The following is a 17,325-nucleotide window of genomic DNA, read 5'->3' as shown; positions in this document are numbered from 1 at the left end:
AAGAACAGCGTCCCAGGGCGTGTCTTTTGTTTTATAGGCTTTTTGTTTTTTTATGTACAATAAGCAATCACTCACAATTGAAGAACAAATAGTTCAACTGATAAACAGAGGTTTGGTAATCACCGATTCTGACTTAGCCTTTCATTTTCTATCTCATATTAGTTATTATCGCTTGGCAGGCTATTGGTGGCCAATGCAATCGGAACCTAAAGAAAATCATGTTTTTAAGACTGGAAGTAGATTTGAAGACGTAATTTCACTGTACAACTTTGATAGAGAACTTCGAATTATCGTATTTGATGCTATTGAAAAAATAGAAATCAGCTTGCGAACAAAACTGATTTATCATTTATCTCATGAATTTGGCCCATGGTGGTTTCAGAAACTAGAAATATTTCAAAATGTGCCCGAAGCGGTAAAAACTTTAGCTGTAATTGAAGAGGAATTAGCCCGTTCTAAAGACATTTTTATTAAATCTCATAAAACTAAACATAAAGATGATTTGCGCTTTCCTCCATCATGGAAAACGTTGGAGCTTACTAGTTTTGGGGCGCTTTCGAAAATTTATGGAAATCTTAAAAATGATGTAAAGTCTAAAGATATTATTGCAAAGGAACTCGGATTAGTAAATCATACTTATCTGCCTAGTTGGTTACAATCTTTAGCTCAAATAAGAAATTATTGTGCACATCATAGCAGACTGTGGAATAAAAATCTTCCGGGAAGACCTAAACTTTTGGCAAATCCACCTTTTAATTGGATTACTAAAATACCAGAAGAAAAGGAAATGCATATGCTTTATATCCATTTGTGTTGCATGAAATATTTACTAAATATAATTCAGCCACATAATAATTTAAAACCTCAACTAATTGATTTATTGGGGAAATACCCAAGCGTAGACCCAAATGCATTAGGTTTGAAAGTTAATTGGCAAAATGAAGCGTTATGGAAATAAAAAATCCAATCTGCAAACTCTTCAATATAAAATATCCAATTATTCAAGCCGGTATGGTTTGGTGTAGTGGATGGAAGCTGGCATCAGCGGTTTCAAACGCTGGCGGGTTGGGTATAATTGGTGCAGGTTCAATGTATCCAGATGTATTAAGAGCGCATATCAAAAAATGTAAACTTGCAACCCATAAACCTTTTGCCGTTAACATTCCTTTGCTTTACCCAAATATTCAAGAAATTATTGATGTGGTAATTGAGGAAGAAGTGAAAATCATTTTCTCATCTGCTGGCAATCCTGCAACTTGGACAAGTATTTTAAAAGCGAGCGGAATTATTGTTGTTCATGTAATTGCAAATACCAAGTTTGCATTGAAAGCTCAGGAAGAGGGTGTTGATGCCATTGTTGCCGAGGGTTTTGAAGCCGGTGGACACAATGGAAGGGAAGAAACAACAACCATGTGTTTAATCCCGATGATAAAAGAAGTGGTGCAAATCCCAGTTATTGCAGCTGGTGGAATTGGCAGTGGAAAATCGATGTTGGCTGCCTTTGCACTTGGTGCAGATGCTGTTCAAATTGGATCTGCATTTGCGGTTGCGGAGGAATCATCTGCTCATCCTGCATTTAAAAATAAAATTATCTCATCAATTGAAGGCGATACCAGACTGGCAATGAAAAAACTTGTACCGGTGAGGTTATTGAAGAATGAATTTGCCGATGCGGTTGCTCAGGCAGAAGCAGAAGGCGCAAATCGATCTGAGTTAATCGAATTATTGGGGAGAGCCAGAGCAAAGCTTGGAATGTTTGAAGGAGACATGGAAAATGGAGAGCTCGAAATCGGGCAGATATCGGCTATGTTGAATGAAATAAGGCCTGCAAAACAAATTTTGGACGAAATTTGGCAAGAGTACCTCAAAGAATTAACTAGATTTAAGAATCTGTACAATGAAATTAACCTCTGATTGATAAATAAACAATCGGATTAGTACCTTTACAAGCTTATATTTCTATTCTGCAAGGCTAATGAAACACTATAATATCACAATTACCGGAAAAGTTCAAGGGGTTGGTTTTAGAGAAACTACAAAAATCATCGCCAATCAAATGTCGGTAAATGGATTTGTAAGAAACGAGAAAGATGGTTCTGTTTATATTGAAGCAGAAGCTGACGAAATATTTCTGGAAGAATTTGTAAACTGGTGCAACGAAGGACCAGATCGCTCTCGTGTAGAAAATGTAAGCTTTACCGAAGGCGAAGTGAAAAACTATCGTAATTTTGAGATCTTAAAAAAGTAAAGGAATTTACGATTTTAGATTATCGAATTACGGATGCAGCTAAGGATCAAATTATTCCAATTATTTAAAACAAATCGATTTTAGTTATGGAAGGCAAATTGCCAGTTCAATCTAAAATCTAAATCTAAAATCAATTGTCTGTATATAAAAAATTTCTTGGGCAAACGATGGTGTATGGCATTAGCACAATACTATCGCGTTTACTAAATTTTATTCTAACCCCAATATTTACCCGGACTTATGCGGCCGCTGCTTATGGTATTTTTACCAAAATGTATAGCTACGCATCTTTAATAAATGCTGTACTTGCATTCGGGATGGAAACTACTTTTTTCCGTTATTTAAACAAGCATGAGGATAGAAAACAGCAGGTGTATAACAATTCCTTTTTGGTTATCGCTTTTATATCGGTACTGTTTCTGATTACAGGTCTGGTTTTTACCGATCCAATTACAAAATGGCTGCTGAACAACAATATGTCTCAGTTTCAGGATCAAAGGCGTTATGTTCAGTATTTTTTATGGCTTTTGTTTTCTGATGCAATTTGCATTATTCCTTTTGCTAAACTAAGGGCAGATGGCAAACCCTTTCGCTACAGCTTGCTTAAGTTTATAAACATTTTAAGCTACGTTTGCTTTAGCTTATTCTTTATTTATGTAGTTCCAGCAATTATAAAGCACAATTGGCCTACAGCTCATTTCTTTGCTGGTTTTTTCCGCGAAAAATGGATTGGCTATGTGTTTATTGCGAATCTTGCTGCTAGCTTGATTACTTTTATATTGCTTATCCCAGAGTTTCTTAAACTGCAGTTAAAGTTTGATAAAGCAATGTTTATGACTATGCTTTCTTACAGCTGGCCAGTTTTGGTAGCTAATTTATCATTCATTATCAATGAAAATTTAGATAAAATTCTTTTGGATAAATATTCGACCGAAGCACAGGTCGGTATTTATGGTGCGGTTTGTAAGATCGCCATTTTTATGAGTATTTTTAATACGGCATTTAGATTGGGCGCCGAGCCATTTTTCTTTAGTCATGCAAAAAATGCCAACGCCAAGCAAACTTATGCTACTATCCTCCAATATTTTGTAATTGCACTAGCCATCTTATTTGTTGCATTAGTGGCTAATATCGAAATACTAAAATTGTTTATCAGTAGAGATGCGGCCCATAGAGCAGAATATTGGGTAGGCTTGCCCGCTGTGCCATACCTTTTATTAGGTTACGTATGTTTGGGGATTTATATGAATCTCTCTGTTTGGTATCGTTTGTCTGATCAAACTAGGTTTGGACTTTACATATCACTTGTTGGTGCTTTTATCACCATCGTGTTTAACATGTTGTTAATTCCAAAATACGGCTACATGGGTTCTGCATGGGTTTCTATGGCGGCCTATGCCACAATGACAATTATATCTTACATCCTCGGACAAAAATATTATCCAATTCCTTATAATCTTAAAAAGATTTTGGCCTATCTGATCGTTTCTACAGTAATTGTATTTTCTTCTTTTTTCCTCTTTAACAGAAATATCTATATTGGCAATGCAATGCTAATCACGTTTATTTTAGGGATTGCTTATTTTGAGAAAAAGGATTTGATGAAGATTTTAAAGCGTTAGAAATTTAATCGATAATTGACTTACACAAAAATCAATCGTTTCTGCTAAATGGAAATAAAAATAATCAATAAGTCTGAGCATCCTTTGCCACAATATGAAACTGCTCATGCGGCAGGGATGGATTTAAGAGCATCTATTACCGAAAAAATTGTTTTGAAACCTTTGCAGCGATTGCTGGTGCCAACAGGTTTATTTATCGAGTTGCCAATTGGTTACGAAGCCCAGATTAGACCGCGAAGCGGATTAGCCTACAAGCATGGCATCAGCATCGTAAATGCTCCGGGAACAATTGATGCCGATTATCGTGGCGAACTAAAAGTTTTATTGGTAAATTTATCCGATACAGATTTCAGTATCAATAATGGCGATCGTATTGCACAAATGGTAATTGCAAAGCACGAAACCGTAAGCTGGAAAGCAGTTGAAGAATTAAATGAAACTGCCCGTGGCGAAGGCGGTTATGGCCATACTGGAAAAGAATAATAAAGAATTTTGATTGATTCAATTTGAAAGAGGTTATGATCTGTTCTCTCATTCAATTAAATCTCTCATTCAATCATTAATTGTATATGAGTAGGATATATGTTTTTCTTGCAGTAGTTTTCTCAAGTATATCCGCTTTGGGACAGGTGAATCCATTGCCAAGTACCAATCGGGACAGCAATATGGTAAAGCAACTTTTTTTTGCCGGCCTTCGCGAAAAGATGACTGAAAATTATGCAACTGCTTCAACTAATTTTTCTAAAATTGTTTCGCTCGATCCAAATAATCACGCTGCATTTTTCGAATTGGCCAATAGCAATCTCCGTCAAGATAAAATGTCAGAAGCAGAGCAAAACATAAAGCAGGCCATTAAACTAAATCCCGATAACCAATGGTATTGGAGATTGCTTGGCGAAATTTATAAAAGAACCAACAAAATGCCCGAACTGGTTGAAGTATTTGCACAGCTTACACGCCTCCTACCCGATAACGATTCTTATTATTTTGATAAAGCGAATGCCCAATTCTTATCCGGACAAATTGAGGCTTCGAAGGCAACTTACAATGAAATAGAGGCCAAGTTTGGTTCTTCTAAAGATCTGTCAAAAGCAAGGCAACGATTTCAACAAAATGGTAATGCTACCGATAGTGAAATTGTTAAATTATTAGAAGGCAACCAGGCCGATGTTAAAAACTATCTATACGCTGCAGGTTTATTGCTTCAAAAAGGCAATGATCCAGAAGCACTGAAGGTATTAACCAAAGCACAACAATTAGAACCAAATAACTTTGAGGTAAATTTAGGCTTGGCCGATATTTATCGAAAACAAAAAAATGATGATGCAGCATTTTCATCCCTAAAACTTGCTTTCGAAAGTACAGAAATGCCATTAGATGAAAAGATAAAAATAATTGCGGCGTTATTCCCAAAATTGGATCAGCCAATTGTTGCTAAAAATGTAACAGATTTAAGCAAAATTGTTGCGGATAAAAATCCTACTTCTGCTAAAGCATTGGCGCTTTATGGCGATGTTCTGTATCAGCAGAATAAGCTTAAAGATGCTTTGGTTCAATATCAGCTGGCTCTAAAACAAAGCGAACAGGTTTATGTAGTTTGGGAACAGGTAATTAACATCCAAACTTTGCTTGGCCATTACGAAGAAGCCGTTAAAGTTGGTGAAGAAGCGCTGAGCATTTATCCCAATCAAGCAGGCCTATATTATTATATGGCATATGCGCAGTTTAAAACCGGCAAATTTGAATCTGCACAAACCAATTTAAAAAGTGCTTTACAGCTGGATGTAGAAAACAAGAGTTTACAGGCACAGGTTTATGCACTGCAGGGCGATATTTACATCAACCAAAACAATTTTGCTTCTGCTAAAACAGCATTTGAGAAAGCCATTAGTATTGAGCCAGATAATTATTTGATCATGAATAACTATGCTTTTTATTTAGCGTTAAAAAATGATGATTTGGCTAAGGCAGCAAAATACGCAGAAACTGCCGCCAATGCCATGCCCAATAATCCGTCGGTAACAGATACTTATGCTTTCATTTTATTTAAACAGCAAAAGTACGATTTGGCCAAAATCTGGATAGAAAAAGCCCTGCAAAACAATAGCAGCAAGAACGGTGTTTACTTGGAGCGTTATGGCGATATCCTTTACATGAAGGGTAACAAAGACGAGGCCGTAATACAATGGCAAAAAGCAAAAGAAGCTGGAAACGGCTCAGAATTATTAAACAAAAAAATAAATGAAAAAAAATATTTTAAATAGCCTTTTAGTTTTAGTTACAGTAGCTTCTTTATCTGCTTGTAAACCGAAAAAAGAAATTGTGGTCGCACCACCAACCAAGCCCGATGTAAAAACAGATAACTCAAAATCGGAGGCTTTAACTTTATTAAATGGCAAACAGCTTAAGTTTAATACGCTTTCTTTAAAAGCAAAAGCTACATTGGATATTTCTGGCGATGCCAATGATGTTGCCATGAATTTCAAAATGAAAGATAAGGAAACCATTTGGGTAAGCATTACTGCCTTGGGTGGTTTGGCCGAAGTTGCAAGAGCTTTAATTACGCCAGATAGCATTAAAATAATGAATAAGTTAAAAAGCGAATACATTAAAAAGCCATTTAGCTACATCTATACATTTACCAATAAACAGGTTAATTTTAATACCTTACAAGCCATCTTAACCGGAAATGCCGTAGATGAATTTTTGAACGAAAAATCTACCCTTAAACAAGAAAATGGGGTTTGGACCGTTTCGGGAAATAGAGAAACCCTTGATTATAAATTCTTATTTAACACCCTTTACAAAGTTTCTGAAACGAATTTAAACGATTCAAAAGCTGGGCAGGCGCTAAAAGTTACCTATACTGACTATCAAAAATTAAACGAATTTTTGTTTCCAGGCGCACTGCAGATTAATACCCTTTCTGGTGCAAAAAAAATCAACATCAATTTGCAGTTTGTAAAAATAGATGGCAATGTTCCTGTCGATTTTCCGTTTACTGTACCAAAGAGATATACGGTAATCAACTAAATTTATAAGCCTTATTTTTTAGAAAAGAACGTTCAGTATTTCATTGGGATAATTGGCCCCGCCATTCGCTGCAATCTTTTTACCCCTAATCCTTTACCATGGCTCGGTAAAAAGTATTTACGCTATTGTCGGGTTTAACTACCAATAATAGTACTTCTGTTTGCGCCACCTAAACCCGACCGTAAAGGAAAACCCACAGCCGAGGCACGAGGCGAGGATTTGGATTGAAGGGCGGGAAGACAGTAAGCCAACCGCTACTGAAATTGCTTTCCATAAAGAAAAAGATGTAAATTCTATATTCGGGAATTGTTCTCGCTTACCATGAAGATTAAGTGAAGAAGGTTCTGCCAGAAGTATTTACGCAGTCTGTATCTTCTTTTTAATATTTTTTACTGTAAAATTTTTATACTTTTGGCTTAATGAAGGTACACAAACTCCTATTTATTCTGTTTTTCAGTTGTTTTGCATTAATGGCTTCAGCCCAAACTGAAAGCCAGCTAAGAAAGAAAAAAGAAGCTATTGAGCGGGAAATTGAGCAGCTCCAAAAGAATTTAAGCAAAACTGCCAGTGGTAAAAAATTAACACTGCAGCAGATTAATACCATAAACGCACAGATTAGATTGCGCCAGGATAAGATTGGAACAATCAACTCCGAAATAAAAAATCTAGATAACCAAATCTCTCAGAACACAAATACCGTACATACGTTGCAAGGTCAGTTGGGCGATCTTAAAAAGGAATATGCGGGTATGATTAGGTTTGCACAACGGAATAGAAACTCATACGATAAAATGATGTTTATTTTTGCTGCAAAAGATTTTAACCAAGCATACAAGCGGATAAAATATTTACAGCAGTTTAGTCAATACCGTAAAAAACAGGCTGGTTATATAGAAAATACCCAGCAGGATTTGAACGGGAAAATAAAGGTTTTGGATAAGACCTTAAAGGAAAAAAGCAGCTTGTTGAGAGAACAGGAAGAAGAGCGTGCTCGTTTAGGAAAAGATAAAAATCAACAATCTGTTGCTTTAAACAAACTGACCAAACAGGAGAAGCAGTTTAAGCAGGATATTTCATCAAAAAAGCGAGAGCAACAGCAAATTGATCGAGCCATTAGAGCGGCTATCCAAAGGGCAATTGAAGAAGCTAGAAGAAAAGCGGCCGAAGAAGCGAGAATAGCGGCAGCTAAGGCAGCAGCCGAAGCTAGGGCTGCGGAAGCAAAAGCAAAGGCAGAAAATAAGCCAGTTCCAAAAACAAATACAGCGCCTGCGGCTAAAGAAAAGACAACAGGTGAATTGTTAACGGCAACACCCGAGACGGCTAGATTATCTGCTGGTTTTGAGAACAATAGAGGCCGATTGCCATGGCCGGTTGCAACAGGAAGCATAACAGAAAGATATGGTGTGCATAAAGTTGATTTGGCCAGCTATACCAACGATGGCGTAGACATTACCACGAGTGATGGTGCGACGGTTAGAGCAGTTTTTGCCGGTAAGGTTGTAATGGTTCAGAATATTATGGGAAGAACGGCAGTTGTAATTAGCCACGGGGAATATTTTACTGTTTACCAAAATTTAAGAGGGGTAAGCGTTAGCGTTGGCAATTCGGTGGATACTAAACAAGCGATAGGATCTGTAGCCAATACGGGAGATGATGCTATTCTGAAATTCCAGATTAGAAGAGGGCAGTCTACCTTAAATCCGGAGGCTTGGATTAGTAAATAAAAGAACACAGTTATAAATGTTTATATTTGTATAAAATAGATTAGTGATGTATCAAGGCACGTTATTAGAATTTTTAAACATGGGTGGATCAGAGATCGTACTCATTTTAGTGGTAGTTCTTTTGTTGTTTGGAGGTAAAAAATTACCTGAATTGGCAAGAGGCTTAGGGAAGGGAATCAGAGAGTTTAAAGACGCCTCTGATGGTGTTAAGCGTGAAATTCATAGAAACATAAATGCTATGGATTTAGATAAAGAAGAAGAACAGGTAAACAATAGTAACGAGCGCCATCACCCAACAGAAGAACCTTCGGTTGATGAGAAAGTAGAACCCAGTGCAAATGCACCACATCCCTCAGTTAGCACTCCCATTGATGAAAAAACAGTAACTGACAGTCAAAAAGTTTAATCAAAAAAAGTTATGTTAAATACAACAATAGCAGCAATGCTTGGAACGCCAGAAATAATCATTATCGCGGTAGTGGTTCTTTTATTATTTGGTGGTAAAAAAATTCCTGAACTTATGCGTGGTTTAGGTAAAGGTGTTAAAGAATTTAAAGACGGAAAAGATGGTGTTGATGGAGAACAAGTAGATCCTTCAAACCGCGATAAAACCGTTTAAATGCAATAATTTATAGTTTTGAAGAAATACAGCTCTCTTAAAGAGGTACAAACGCTCATTTCGCAAAAGCAATTAACTCTACCCGATTTATTGGCTTATTATTTTAAGCAAATTGAAGATAACAAACACCTCAATGCATTCAACGAGGTGTTTTTTTATTCGGCAGAAGTTCAGGCTAAAGCGGTACAGCAAAAGATAGAAAACGGTACAGCAGGGAAACTTGCTGGCATGGTTATCGGTATTAAAGATAATATCTGTTACAAGGATCATGTGGTTACGGCTTCATCAAAAATGCTTGATGGTTTTGTTTCGCCTTATTCGTCAACGGTAGTTACACGTTTATTACAGGAAGATGCCGTAATTATCGGTCGCTTAAACTGTGATGAATTTGCAATGGGTGGCTCTAATGAGACTTCGTATTTCGGGCCTGTAAAAAACGCAGCCAATCCAGAACTTGTTCCAGGCGGTTCTTCGGGCGGTTCGGCAGTTGCTGTTCAAGCCGATATGTGTTTGTCTGCCCTAGGTACCGATACCGGTGGATCGGTTAGACAGCCTGCTGCTTTTTGTGGTCAGATTGGGTTAAAACCAACCTATGGGCGTATTTCCAGATACGGCGTAATTGCTTACGCTTCTTCTTTTGATCAGGTTGGACCAATCACCTCATCTGTTGAAGACGCTGCGTTGCTATTACAGGTTTTGGCCGGCGCTGATGAAAACGACTCTACAGTTTCTCCGCTAGAAGTTCCGGATTATCCAGCCCGACTGGAAAGGAATGAAAAACAAAAAATTGCTGTTTTAAAGGAAACGATTGAGAGCGATGCGCTTGATCCAGAAATTAAAGCTGCCATTTTACAATCAATAGATAGCTTAAAAGAAAAAGGGCATACCGTAGAATATGTTTCTTTTGATCTTTTGGATTATCTTGTTCCGGCTTACTATATTTTAACTACAGCAGAAGCTTCATCAAATCTTTCCAGATATGATGGTGTACATTATGGTTATAGAAATACGGAAGCAAAATCGCTAAACGAATTGTATAAAAAATCTCGTGCAGAAGGTTTTGGCGAAGAAGTAAAACGAAGAATTCTTTTAGGAACCTTTGTTTTAAGCGCCGGATATTATGATGCCTATTACCAAAAAGCGCAACAGGTGCGGAAATTGATTAGAGAGAAATTGGATAGCCTGTTTCAGGATTACGATTTACTCTTATCACCAGTAGCACCAACCCCGGCTTTTAAAATAGGAGATAATATGCAAGATCCATTGGTTATGTACATGGCTGATATTTTTACAGTTTTACCATCATTAAGTGGTAATCCTGCTATCGCATTACCTTTAGGCAATAATAAGGCAGGTTTGCCGTTAAGTATTCAATTTACAGCCAAACATTTTGAGGAAGATAAGCTTCTGGCTTTTTCTCAGGCATTTTTAAAATAGGCATTAGCTCGGTTGAGCTGTGTTAATAATCCGCTACCCGATTCCTGTTGTAATGAAATGGGATCGATATTGTTTATACTTTGTGGCAACACAAGTTATGGCAGCGAGAATAAACCAAATAGCCCATGATTAAAAAATTACTTTTTACTTCAATTTGTGCTTTACTAGGATTCATTTCTTCCGCCTCAGCGCAGCAAACCATCAAAACCGATAGTATTTCAAAAGGTCAGAACAATATTTTCGTAAATACAGATACAGTAGCTGTTCCGCTTATTTATGAAAACCCATTGTTGATGGGCCAAAATTATATTTACAAGCTTAGGTTAGATTCGATTGTAAAAACCATTCCGTTGCCTTACAATGAATACGTGCAACAGTACATTGATATTTATGCCAAGCGTAAAGACATGTTTGGCAAAATGATTGGATTATCTAATTATTACTTTCCAATTTTTGATAAGGCATTAAAGGATTATAATCTTCCGACTGAGATAAAGTATTTAACCATTGTAGAGTCGCAGATGAATCCACATGCCATTTCTAGGGTTGGCGCAACGGGTATTTGGCAATTTATGTTTGGCACCGGAAAAGCCTACGGTTTAAAAATGGATAATTTTGTTGATGAACGGAAAGACCCCATTCAAGCCAGTTATGCTGCCGCGGCGTACTTTAGAGATGCGTTCGAAGAACTGGGCGATTGGTTGTTGGCCATTGCCGCTTATAACTGTGGCAAGGGTAATGTAACCCGGGCAATTGATAAGGCAGGATCAAGAGATTTTTGGGAGATCAGGCAGTTTTTGCCTAAGGAAACCCGAAATTATGTGCCGGCATTTATCGCTGCTGTTTACGTTATGAATTATTCTGGAAAGCATCAAATTACAGCTCAGGCCTGTAATCTTTTCTTAAAAACAGATACTGTTCAGGTTAATAAATTTATCTCCTTATCAACACTGGCTAAAGCGTTAAATGTAGAAGAATCCACCTTGTTTGCTTTAAACCCATCTTATAAGAAAAAAATTGTAAATGGTACGGATGAACTTCCGAAGCGAATAGTAATGCCCAAGCTAAAAGATTATGATTATGCAGGGGTTTATGACGTGCTAAACAATTCTACAAATGATGTGGATATGAGAATTATCCAAGCCAGTACAGATGATGTTCGGGATTTACGAAAAAAGAAACTGGCTGTTTCATCTACATCAAATGGCAACATAATTTACCACAAAGTAACCTCGGGCCAAAGTCTTAATGCTGTTGCAGATAAGTATGGTGTAGAGGTTCAAGACTTAAAAGTTTGGAACGAACTGAAAAGTAAAACCATTGTTCCTGGTCAGCGATTAAAAATTTATACCAAAAATAACAACAAGCTAAAGGCTCCAGCTTCTTTTTTAAGTTACAAGGTAAAAATGGGCGATACACTTTCTGAAATTGCAGAGAAATTTAATGGGTCAACCGTTCAAAACATTAAGAGAGATAATAAGTTGGCTAAAGCAGGCTTACAACCGGGTATGATATTGAAAATTAGTAAGGGATAATATTTGTAACAATGTTATCGATTTACATATAATTAACTTTCGCTTTATTTAATTAATGTTAAAATAGATTTAATTTGCTTTAAATTATTTTAACATATCATGGATACCAGAAGAGAATTTCTCCGTAAATCTTTACTGCTTTCAGGCGCAACAGGTCTAGCCACTGTAATGCCTTCATCTATTCAAAGAGCCTTAGCAATTGATCCAATTGCTGGAAGTACTTATTTGGATGCCGAACACATTGTAATTTTAATGCAGGAAAATCGCTCCTTCGATCACGCATTTGGAAGTTTACAAGGTGTTCGGGGTTTTAACGATCCAAGAGCAATTACCCTTCCCGATCAAAAGCCAGTATGGTTCCAAACCGATGCTACTGGAAATACATATGCCCCTTTTCGTTTAAACATTAAGGATACTAAAGTCACCTGGATGGGATCGCTTCCGCATTCTCGTGCAAGTCAGGTAGATGCCTACAATGAAGGAAAATATGATAAATGGTTGTTGGCTAAAAAATCGGGCAACAAAAGTTACGCTCAAATGCCTTTAACGCTTGGCCATTACACGCGTGAGGATCTCCCGTTTAACTATGCGCTTGCAGATGCCTTTACCATTTGCGATCAGAACTTTTGCTCTGCGATGACAAGCACAACGCCGAACAGATCTTTTTTTTGGACGGGCAAAATCACTCATGAAGATGCCGGGATTCAAAAAGCACACATTAGAAATGATGACTTCGCTTATGCTAAGCTTCCCTGGAAAACCTTTCCTGAACTTTTAGAAGAAAATAGAATTAACTGGAAATTTTATCAAAATGAAACCAGTTGTGGTGGAGGTTTTAAAGGCGAGGAACGGGCTTGGCTTTCTAACTTTGGCTGTAATCTTCTAGAGTTTTTTAAAGCGTATAACGTTAAATTCAAACCTAAGTATATCGAAAGTCTTCAAAAACAAGTAGATACTTTGCCTGGCGAAATCAATAAACTTCAGGAAGCAAGTCCATCAAGTGACGCTGCCTCGAAAAAAATCCAAGCAGATTTAAAAAATAAAATGAAGGCTTTGGATGATGCAACTGCCGAGCTGGAAAAATGGAATGAAAAAAACTTTGCTAAATTAACAGATGAACAAAAGGGATTATTTTACAGAGCATTTGTAGTAAACGAAAAAGACCCAGATTATAGAAACATAGCATCTGTGAAATACAATGATGGCGGGAAAGAACGGGAAGTTAGTGTTCCAAAGGGCGATGTATTGCACCAGTTTAGGCAAGATGTAAACTCGGGAAAATTACCTACGGTTTCATGGCTTGCTGGTCCTCAAAATTTTTCTGATCACCCAAGTGCACCCTGGTATGGCGCCTGGTACGTTTCGGAAGTGATGGATATTTTAACCAAAAATCCAGAGGTTTGGAAGAAAACGATTTTCATTGTTACCTATGATGAAAATGATGGTTATTATGACCATGTTCCACCGTTCTCGATTCCGGATAGCAATAAACCAGAAACCGGAAAAGTTTCTGAGGGAATAGATACAGAAATTGAGCATGTGCGTCTGGCGAATGAGCTAAAACAGGGTGTTTCTGAAAAAGGAGCTAGAGAAGCACCAATTGGTTTAGGTTTCCGTGTGCCGATGTTAATTGCTTCCCCATGGAGTAGAGGCGGGAAAGTATGTTCACAACTTTTCGATCATACTTCTACACTTCAGTTTTTAGAAGAATTTGTAAACAAAAAATATAATAAAAATCTTCATCTGGAGAATATTAGTCAGTGGCGAAGAACCATCTCTGGAAATTTAACATCAGCATTTGCACCATTTGATCCGGCATCAGAAAAGCTTCCGTTTTTAAATCGCGATGCATTTGTAGAGACCATTTTTAATGCGAAATTTAAGGAAGAGCCTAATGCTTTTAAGGCTTTATCAAACGATGAAATAAAGAAGGCCATTAACGGTACATCTGCAAATCTAATGTCGAGGCAAGAAAAGGGAATCCGTAAGGCCTGTGCGTTACCGTATCAATTATTGGCTGGTGGTTCACTTTCTTCCGATAAAAGATCTTTTCAGATTAATATGGCTACGAGTAATCAAATTTTTGGAAAGCAGGCATCTGGGGCGCCTTTTACAGTATATGCACCAGTTAAATTCAAGGATGATAATCAGAAGGAAGAAATTTGCAGAAACTGGTCGTTCGCAGTAAAAGCAAACGATAATCTCCAATATAGCTGGCCCATTAATTCTTTCGAAGATGGAAAATATCATCTCAGGTTAAACGGGCCAAATGGTTTTTTTAGGGAATTTACAGGAACAGCCAATGATCCGGTATTAACAATTAGTGCCGATAATGAGCTAAATAGATTAACCAAAGCCCCAACTGGAAACATCAAGCTTTTGTTTAAAAACTCGGGCAACAATCCAGTGAACATCCAATTAACAGATTTGGGTTACAAGGGGAAAGAGCTCAGAAAAACAATCCTCCCAAAAACGGAAGAAGCCATTGTACTGGATTTAAAGTCTAGTTTTGGATGGTACGATTTTGAAATTAAATCTGACGCCAACAGCCTTTTTATGCAACGTTTTGCAGGCAGGATAGAAACCGGGAAAGAAAGTTTTACAGATCCTGTTATGGGAAAAGTTTAAGCATAAAACCACATTCTAATAATTTTTTAAAACCAATATTTGCTGGTGCATATATTGGTTTTTCTGTTTTAAAGCTTCTGTTTATTCTTAAATGAACAGGATATTTATTTCTTGCCTAATAAAAGAATTGTACCTTTGCGCCGTCACTAATAAGTTACGTAATGAGTAAAACCAATAGAAAGCAAGATGCACTTGATTATCACGCTCAAGGTCGTCCGGGAAAGATTCAAGTAGTACCCACAAAACCTACTAATTCGCAAAGAGATTTAACTTTAGCCTACTCTCCTGGTGTTGCAGAACCATGCTTAAAAATTGCAGAAAATAAAGAAGACGTTTATAAATATACCGCAAAAGGAAATTTAGTTGCGGTAATTAGTAATGGTACAGCTGTTTTAGGCTTAGGCGATATCGGTCCTGAAGCTGGTAAACCAGTTATGGAAGGTAAAGGATTGCTTTTCAAAATTTTTGCTGATATCGATGTATTCGATTTAGAGTTAGATACCAAAAATGTAGATGACTTTGTAAAAATTGTTAAAGCGTTAGAGCCAACTTTTGGCGGTGTAAACTTAGAGGATATCAAAGCTCCAGAATGTTTTGAAATCGAGCGCCGTTTGAAAGAGGAAATGAACATTCCGGTTATGCATGATGATCAACATGGTACGGCAATTATTTCTGCCGCTGCGTTGTTAAATGCCTGCGAGATCTTCAAGAAAAAGATGGACAAGATTAAAATTGTGGTTAACGGTGCTGGTGCCGCTGCAATTTCCTGTACAAAACTATATGTTTCTTTAGGTGCAAAAAAAGAAAACATCATCATGTGCGATCGCTCGGGGGTTATCCGTAAAGATCGTGCGGTGTTAGATGATATTAAAGCTGAATTTGCTACAGATAGAAAAATCAACACGCTTGAAGAAGCAATGAAAGACTCTGATGTATTTATTGGTCTTTCTTCTGCTGATTGTGTTACGGCTCCAATGTTAAGCTCGATGGCTAAAAATCCAATCGTTTTTGCCATGGCTAATCCTAACCCGGAGATTGCTTATGAGTTGGCGATTAAAACCCGTAAGGATATCATTATGGCTACAGGCCGTTCCGATTATCCGAACCAGGTTAATAACGTTTTAGGCTTCCCATATATTTTCCGTGGTGCTTTGGATGTTCGTGCAACCAGTATTAACGAAGCAATGAAAATCGCTGCAGTTAAAGCTATTGCAGAATTGGCTAAAAAATCAGTTCCGGAGGCTGTTAACTTGGCTTATAATGCCCGTAATCTTAAATTCGGAAAAGAATACATCATTCCGAAACCGGTAGATTTCAGGTTAATTACCGAAGTATCTATCGCGGTAGCTAAAGCGGCAATAGAAAGTGGCGTGGCTCGGAAAATCATCACCGATTGGGATGCATACTCAGAAGAATTGAGAAAGCGTTTAGGTTTGGACGATGTAATTATGCGTGCCATTACAACAAAAGCAAAATCAGACCCAAAACGTGTTGTATTTGCAGAGGCTGATAATTATAAAATTTTAAAGGCCGCACAAATTGTTAAAGATGAAGGCATCGCAATTCCTATCCTTTTAGGAAACAAAGATAAAATACAAACCATTATTGATGAACATGCTTTAGAACTGGAAGGTGCCTTGATTATCGATCAGATGCAAGAACCAGAAAAAACCAAAAAATATGCTGAGGCGCTGTATAAGAAACGTCAACGTAAAGGTGTTTCTGCAAGCGATGCTACAAAGTTATTGAGAGATCGTAACTATTTTGGTGCATCAATGGTTGAGTTTGGAGAAGCAGATGCCATGATTTCAGGTTTAACAAAAAACTATGGCTCTACAATTAAGCCTGCTTTGCATGTTATCGGTGTAGAACCTGGCGTTAAGCGTGTTGCAGGTATGTACATGATGATGACGAAAAAAGGCCCGGTTTTCTTTGGCGATACGACTGTTAACGTTGATCCAACGGCAGAAGAATTGGTAGATATTACTTTGTTGTTGGATAAATCTGTAAAACAGTTTAACATCAAGCCTCGCATCGCTCTGCTTTCTTATTCAAACTTTGGCTCTAATGATGGCGTAACACCAGAAAAAGTTAGGGAAACAGCCAGATTACTTCATAAAAACCATCCAGAGGTAGTTGTTGATGGAGAAATGCAGGGTAACTTTGCCATAAACAACGAGTTGTTAAAAGATAATTTCCCTTTCAGTACTTTGGCAGATGCGCCAGCAAATACCTTAATTTTTCCTAACTTGGAATCGGGTAACATTGCATACAAACTTTTGCAAGAACTGGGTGGTGCCGAAGCGGTTGGTCCAATCTTGTTAGGATTAAACAAACCTGTTCATATTGTTCAATTGGGAAGTTCGGTGAGAGAGATTGTAAATATGGTTACTATTGCAGTTGTAGATGTTCAGGCAAAAGAAGAGATTGCCGCATCGAAACGAAAAGGTATATTTGGTAAAACAACTAAGAAGTAAAA

The 17,325-nt window shown here is 37.4% G+C and carries 14 protein-coding genes; all 14 read left to right on the top strand.

The window, feature by feature from the left end:
• The first annotated feature begins 52 nt into the window (after positions 1–52).
• The 14 genes from DF947_RS16150 to DF947_RS16085 all read left to right on the top strand — a co-directional run bounded on the left by DF947_RS16150 (position 53) and on the right by DF947_RS16085 (position 17,323).
• Positions 53–958: an Abi family protein gene (locus DF947_RS16150; protein ID WP_109931067.1), complete on the top strand. Its 906-nt coding sequence runs from the start codon at positions 53–55 to the stop codon at positions 956–958.
• The gene (locus DF947_RS16145; RefSeq protein ID WP_109931066.1) at positions 949–1,914 is read left to right on the top strand and encodes an NAD(P)H-dependent flavin oxidoreductase; all 966 of its coding nucleotides are present in this window, start codon (positions 949–951) and stop codon (positions 1,912–1,914) included. The genes DF947_RS16150 and DF947_RS16145 overlap by 10 nt, the downstream gene beginning before the upstream one ends.
• Before the next feature lie 61 nt (positions 1,915–1,975).
• Positions 1,976–2,248 carry an acylphosphatase gene (locus tag DF947_RS16140; RefSeq protein ID WP_109931065.1) on the top strand — a complete coding sequence of 91 codons (273 nt, stop codon included), beginning with the start codon at positions 1,976–1,978 and terminating at the stop codon, positions 2,246–2,248.
• Positions 2,249–2,382: 134 nt separating this feature from the next.
• Positions 2,383–3,870, top strand: a complete 1,488-nt coding sequence (locus DF947_RS16135) for a lipopolysaccharide biosynthesis protein (RefSeq protein ID WP_240615398.1) — start codon at positions 2,383–2,385, stop codon at positions 3,868–3,870.
• Between the two features lie 48 nt (positions 3,871–3,918).
• Positions 3,919–4,353 carry a dUTP diphosphatase gene (gene dut, locus DF947_RS16130; protein WP_109931063.1) on the top strand — a complete coding sequence of 145 codons (435 nt, stop codon included), beginning with the start codon at positions 3,919–3,921 and terminating at the stop codon, positions 4,351–4,353.
• An 86-nt stretch (positions 4,354–4,439) separates the two neighbouring features.
• Positions 4,440–6,134 carry a tetratricopeptide repeat protein gene (locus DF947_RS16125; RefSeq protein ID WP_109931062.1) on the top strand — a complete coding sequence of 565 codons (1,695 nt, stop codon included), beginning with the start codon at positions 4,440–4,442 and terminating at the stop codon, positions 6,132–6,134.
• Positions 6,112–6,903, top strand: coding sequence for a DUF4292 domain-containing protein (locus DF947_RS16120; RefSeq protein ID WP_109931061.1), 792 nt, complete (start codon positions 6,112–6,114; stop codon positions 6,901–6,903). Before DF947_RS16125 ends, DF947_RS16120 begins: the two co-directional genes overlap by 23 nt.
• A 419-nt stretch (positions 6,904–7,322) precedes the next feature.
• Positions 7,323–8,627 (top strand): murein hydrolase activator EnvC family protein, encoded by a 1,305-nt coding sequence (locus DF947_RS16115; protein ID WP_109931060.1) that lies wholly within the window; start codon positions 7,323–7,325, stop codon positions 8,625–8,627.
• 46 nt (positions 8,628–8,673) lie between these two features.
• Positions 8,674–9,033 carry a Sec-independent protein translocase subunit TatA/TatB gene (locus tag DF947_RS22650; RefSeq protein ID WP_109931059.1) on the top strand — a complete coding sequence of 120 codons (360 nt, stop codon included), beginning with the start codon at positions 8,674–8,676 and terminating at the stop codon, positions 9,031–9,033.
• A 12-nt stretch (positions 9,034–9,045) separates the two neighbouring features.
• Positions 9,046–9,246 (top strand): Sec-independent protein translocase subunit TatA/TatB, encoded by a 201-nt coding sequence (locus DF947_RS16105; RefSeq protein ID WP_029287719.1) that lies wholly within the window; start codon positions 9,046–9,048, stop codon positions 9,244–9,246.
• An 18-nt stretch (positions 9,247–9,264) separates the two neighbouring features.
• On the top strand, positions 9,265–10,683 hold the full coding sequence (gene gatA, locus DF947_RS16100; protein ID WP_109931058.1) for an Asp-tRNA(Asn)/Glu-tRNA(Gln) amidotransferase subunit GatA: 1,419 nt from the start codon (positions 9,265–9,267) through the stop codon (positions 10,681–10,683).
• A 125-nt stretch (positions 10,684–10,808) separates the two neighbouring features.
• A complete protein-coding gene (locus DF947_RS16095; protein WP_109931057.1) occupies positions 10,809–12,218 on the top strand; it encodes a lytic transglycosylase domain-containing protein in 1,410 nt (469 codons plus the stop codon).
• Positions 12,219–12,317: 99 nt separating this feature from the next.
• Complete coding sequence (locus DF947_RS16090; protein WP_109931056.1) at positions 12,318–14,846, top strand: phosphocholine-specific phospholipase C; 2,529 nt, start codon at positions 12,318–12,320, stop codon at positions 14,844–14,846.
• Between the two features lie 161 nt (positions 14,847–15,007).
• A complete protein-coding gene (locus DF947_RS16085; RefSeq protein WP_109931055.1) occupies positions 15,008–17,323 on the top strand; it encodes an NADP-dependent malic enzyme in 2,316 nt (771 codons plus the stop codon).
• Positions 17,324–17,325: the final 2 nt, after the last annotated feature.

The organism is Pedobacter paludis, from assembly GCF_003173575.1.
In the GTDB taxonomy this organism is placed as follows: domain Bacteria; phylum Bacteroidota; class Bacteroidia; order Sphingobacteriales; family Sphingobacteriaceae; genus Pedobacter; species Pedobacter paludis.
This window is presented reverse-complemented; position numbering and strand designations above follow the sequence as displayed.

Excerpts from the sequence above, each read along its gene's own strand:
- DF947_RS16120 (WP_109931061.1), top strand. The coding sequence starts at position 6,112 with ATGAAAAAAAATATTTTAAATAGCCTTTTAGTTTTAGTTACAGTAGCT.
- DF947_RS16150 (WP_109931067.1), top strand. The coding sequence starts at position 53 with ATGTACAATAAGCAATCACTCACAATTGAAGAACAAATAGTTCAACTG.
- DF947_RS16125 (WP_109931062.1), top strand. The coding sequence starts at position 4,440 with ATGAGTAGGATATATGTTTTTCTTGCAGTAGTTTTCTCAAGTATATCC.
- DF947_RS16090 (WP_109931056.1), top strand. The coding sequence starts at position 12,318 with ATGGATACCAGAAGAGAATTTCTCCGTAAATCTTTACTGCTTTCAGGC.
- DF947_RS16145 (WP_109931066.1), top strand. The coding sequence starts at position 949 with ATGGAAATAAAAAATCCAATCTGCAAACTCTTCAATATAAAATATCCA.
- dut (WP_109931063.1), top strand. The coding sequence starts at position 3,919 with ATGGAAATAAAAATAATCAATAAGTCTGAGCATCCTTTGCCACAATAT.
- DF947_RS16140 (WP_109931065.1), top strand. The coding sequence starts at position 1,976 with ATGAAACACTATAATATCACAATTACCGGAAAAGTTCAAGGGGTTGGT.
- DF947_RS22650 (WP_109931059.1), top strand. The coding sequence starts at position 8,674 with ATGTATCAAGGCACGTTATTAGAATTTTTAAACATGGGTGGATCAGAG.
- DF947_RS16095 (WP_109931057.1), top strand. The coding sequence starts at position 10,809 with ATGATTAAAAAATTACTTTTTACTTCAATTTGTGCTTTACTAGGATTC.
- DF947_RS16105 (WP_029287719.1), top strand. The coding sequence starts at position 9,046 with ATGTTAAATACAACAATAGCAGCAATGCTTGGAACGCCAGAAATAATC.
- DF947_RS16085 (WP_109931055.1), top strand. The coding sequence starts at position 15,008 with ATGAGTAAAACCAATAGAAAGCAAGATGCACTTGATTATCACGCTCAA.
- DF947_RS16115 (WP_109931060.1), top strand. The coding sequence starts at position 7,323 with ATGAAGGTACACAAACTCCTATTTATTCTGTTTTTCAGTTGTTTTGCA.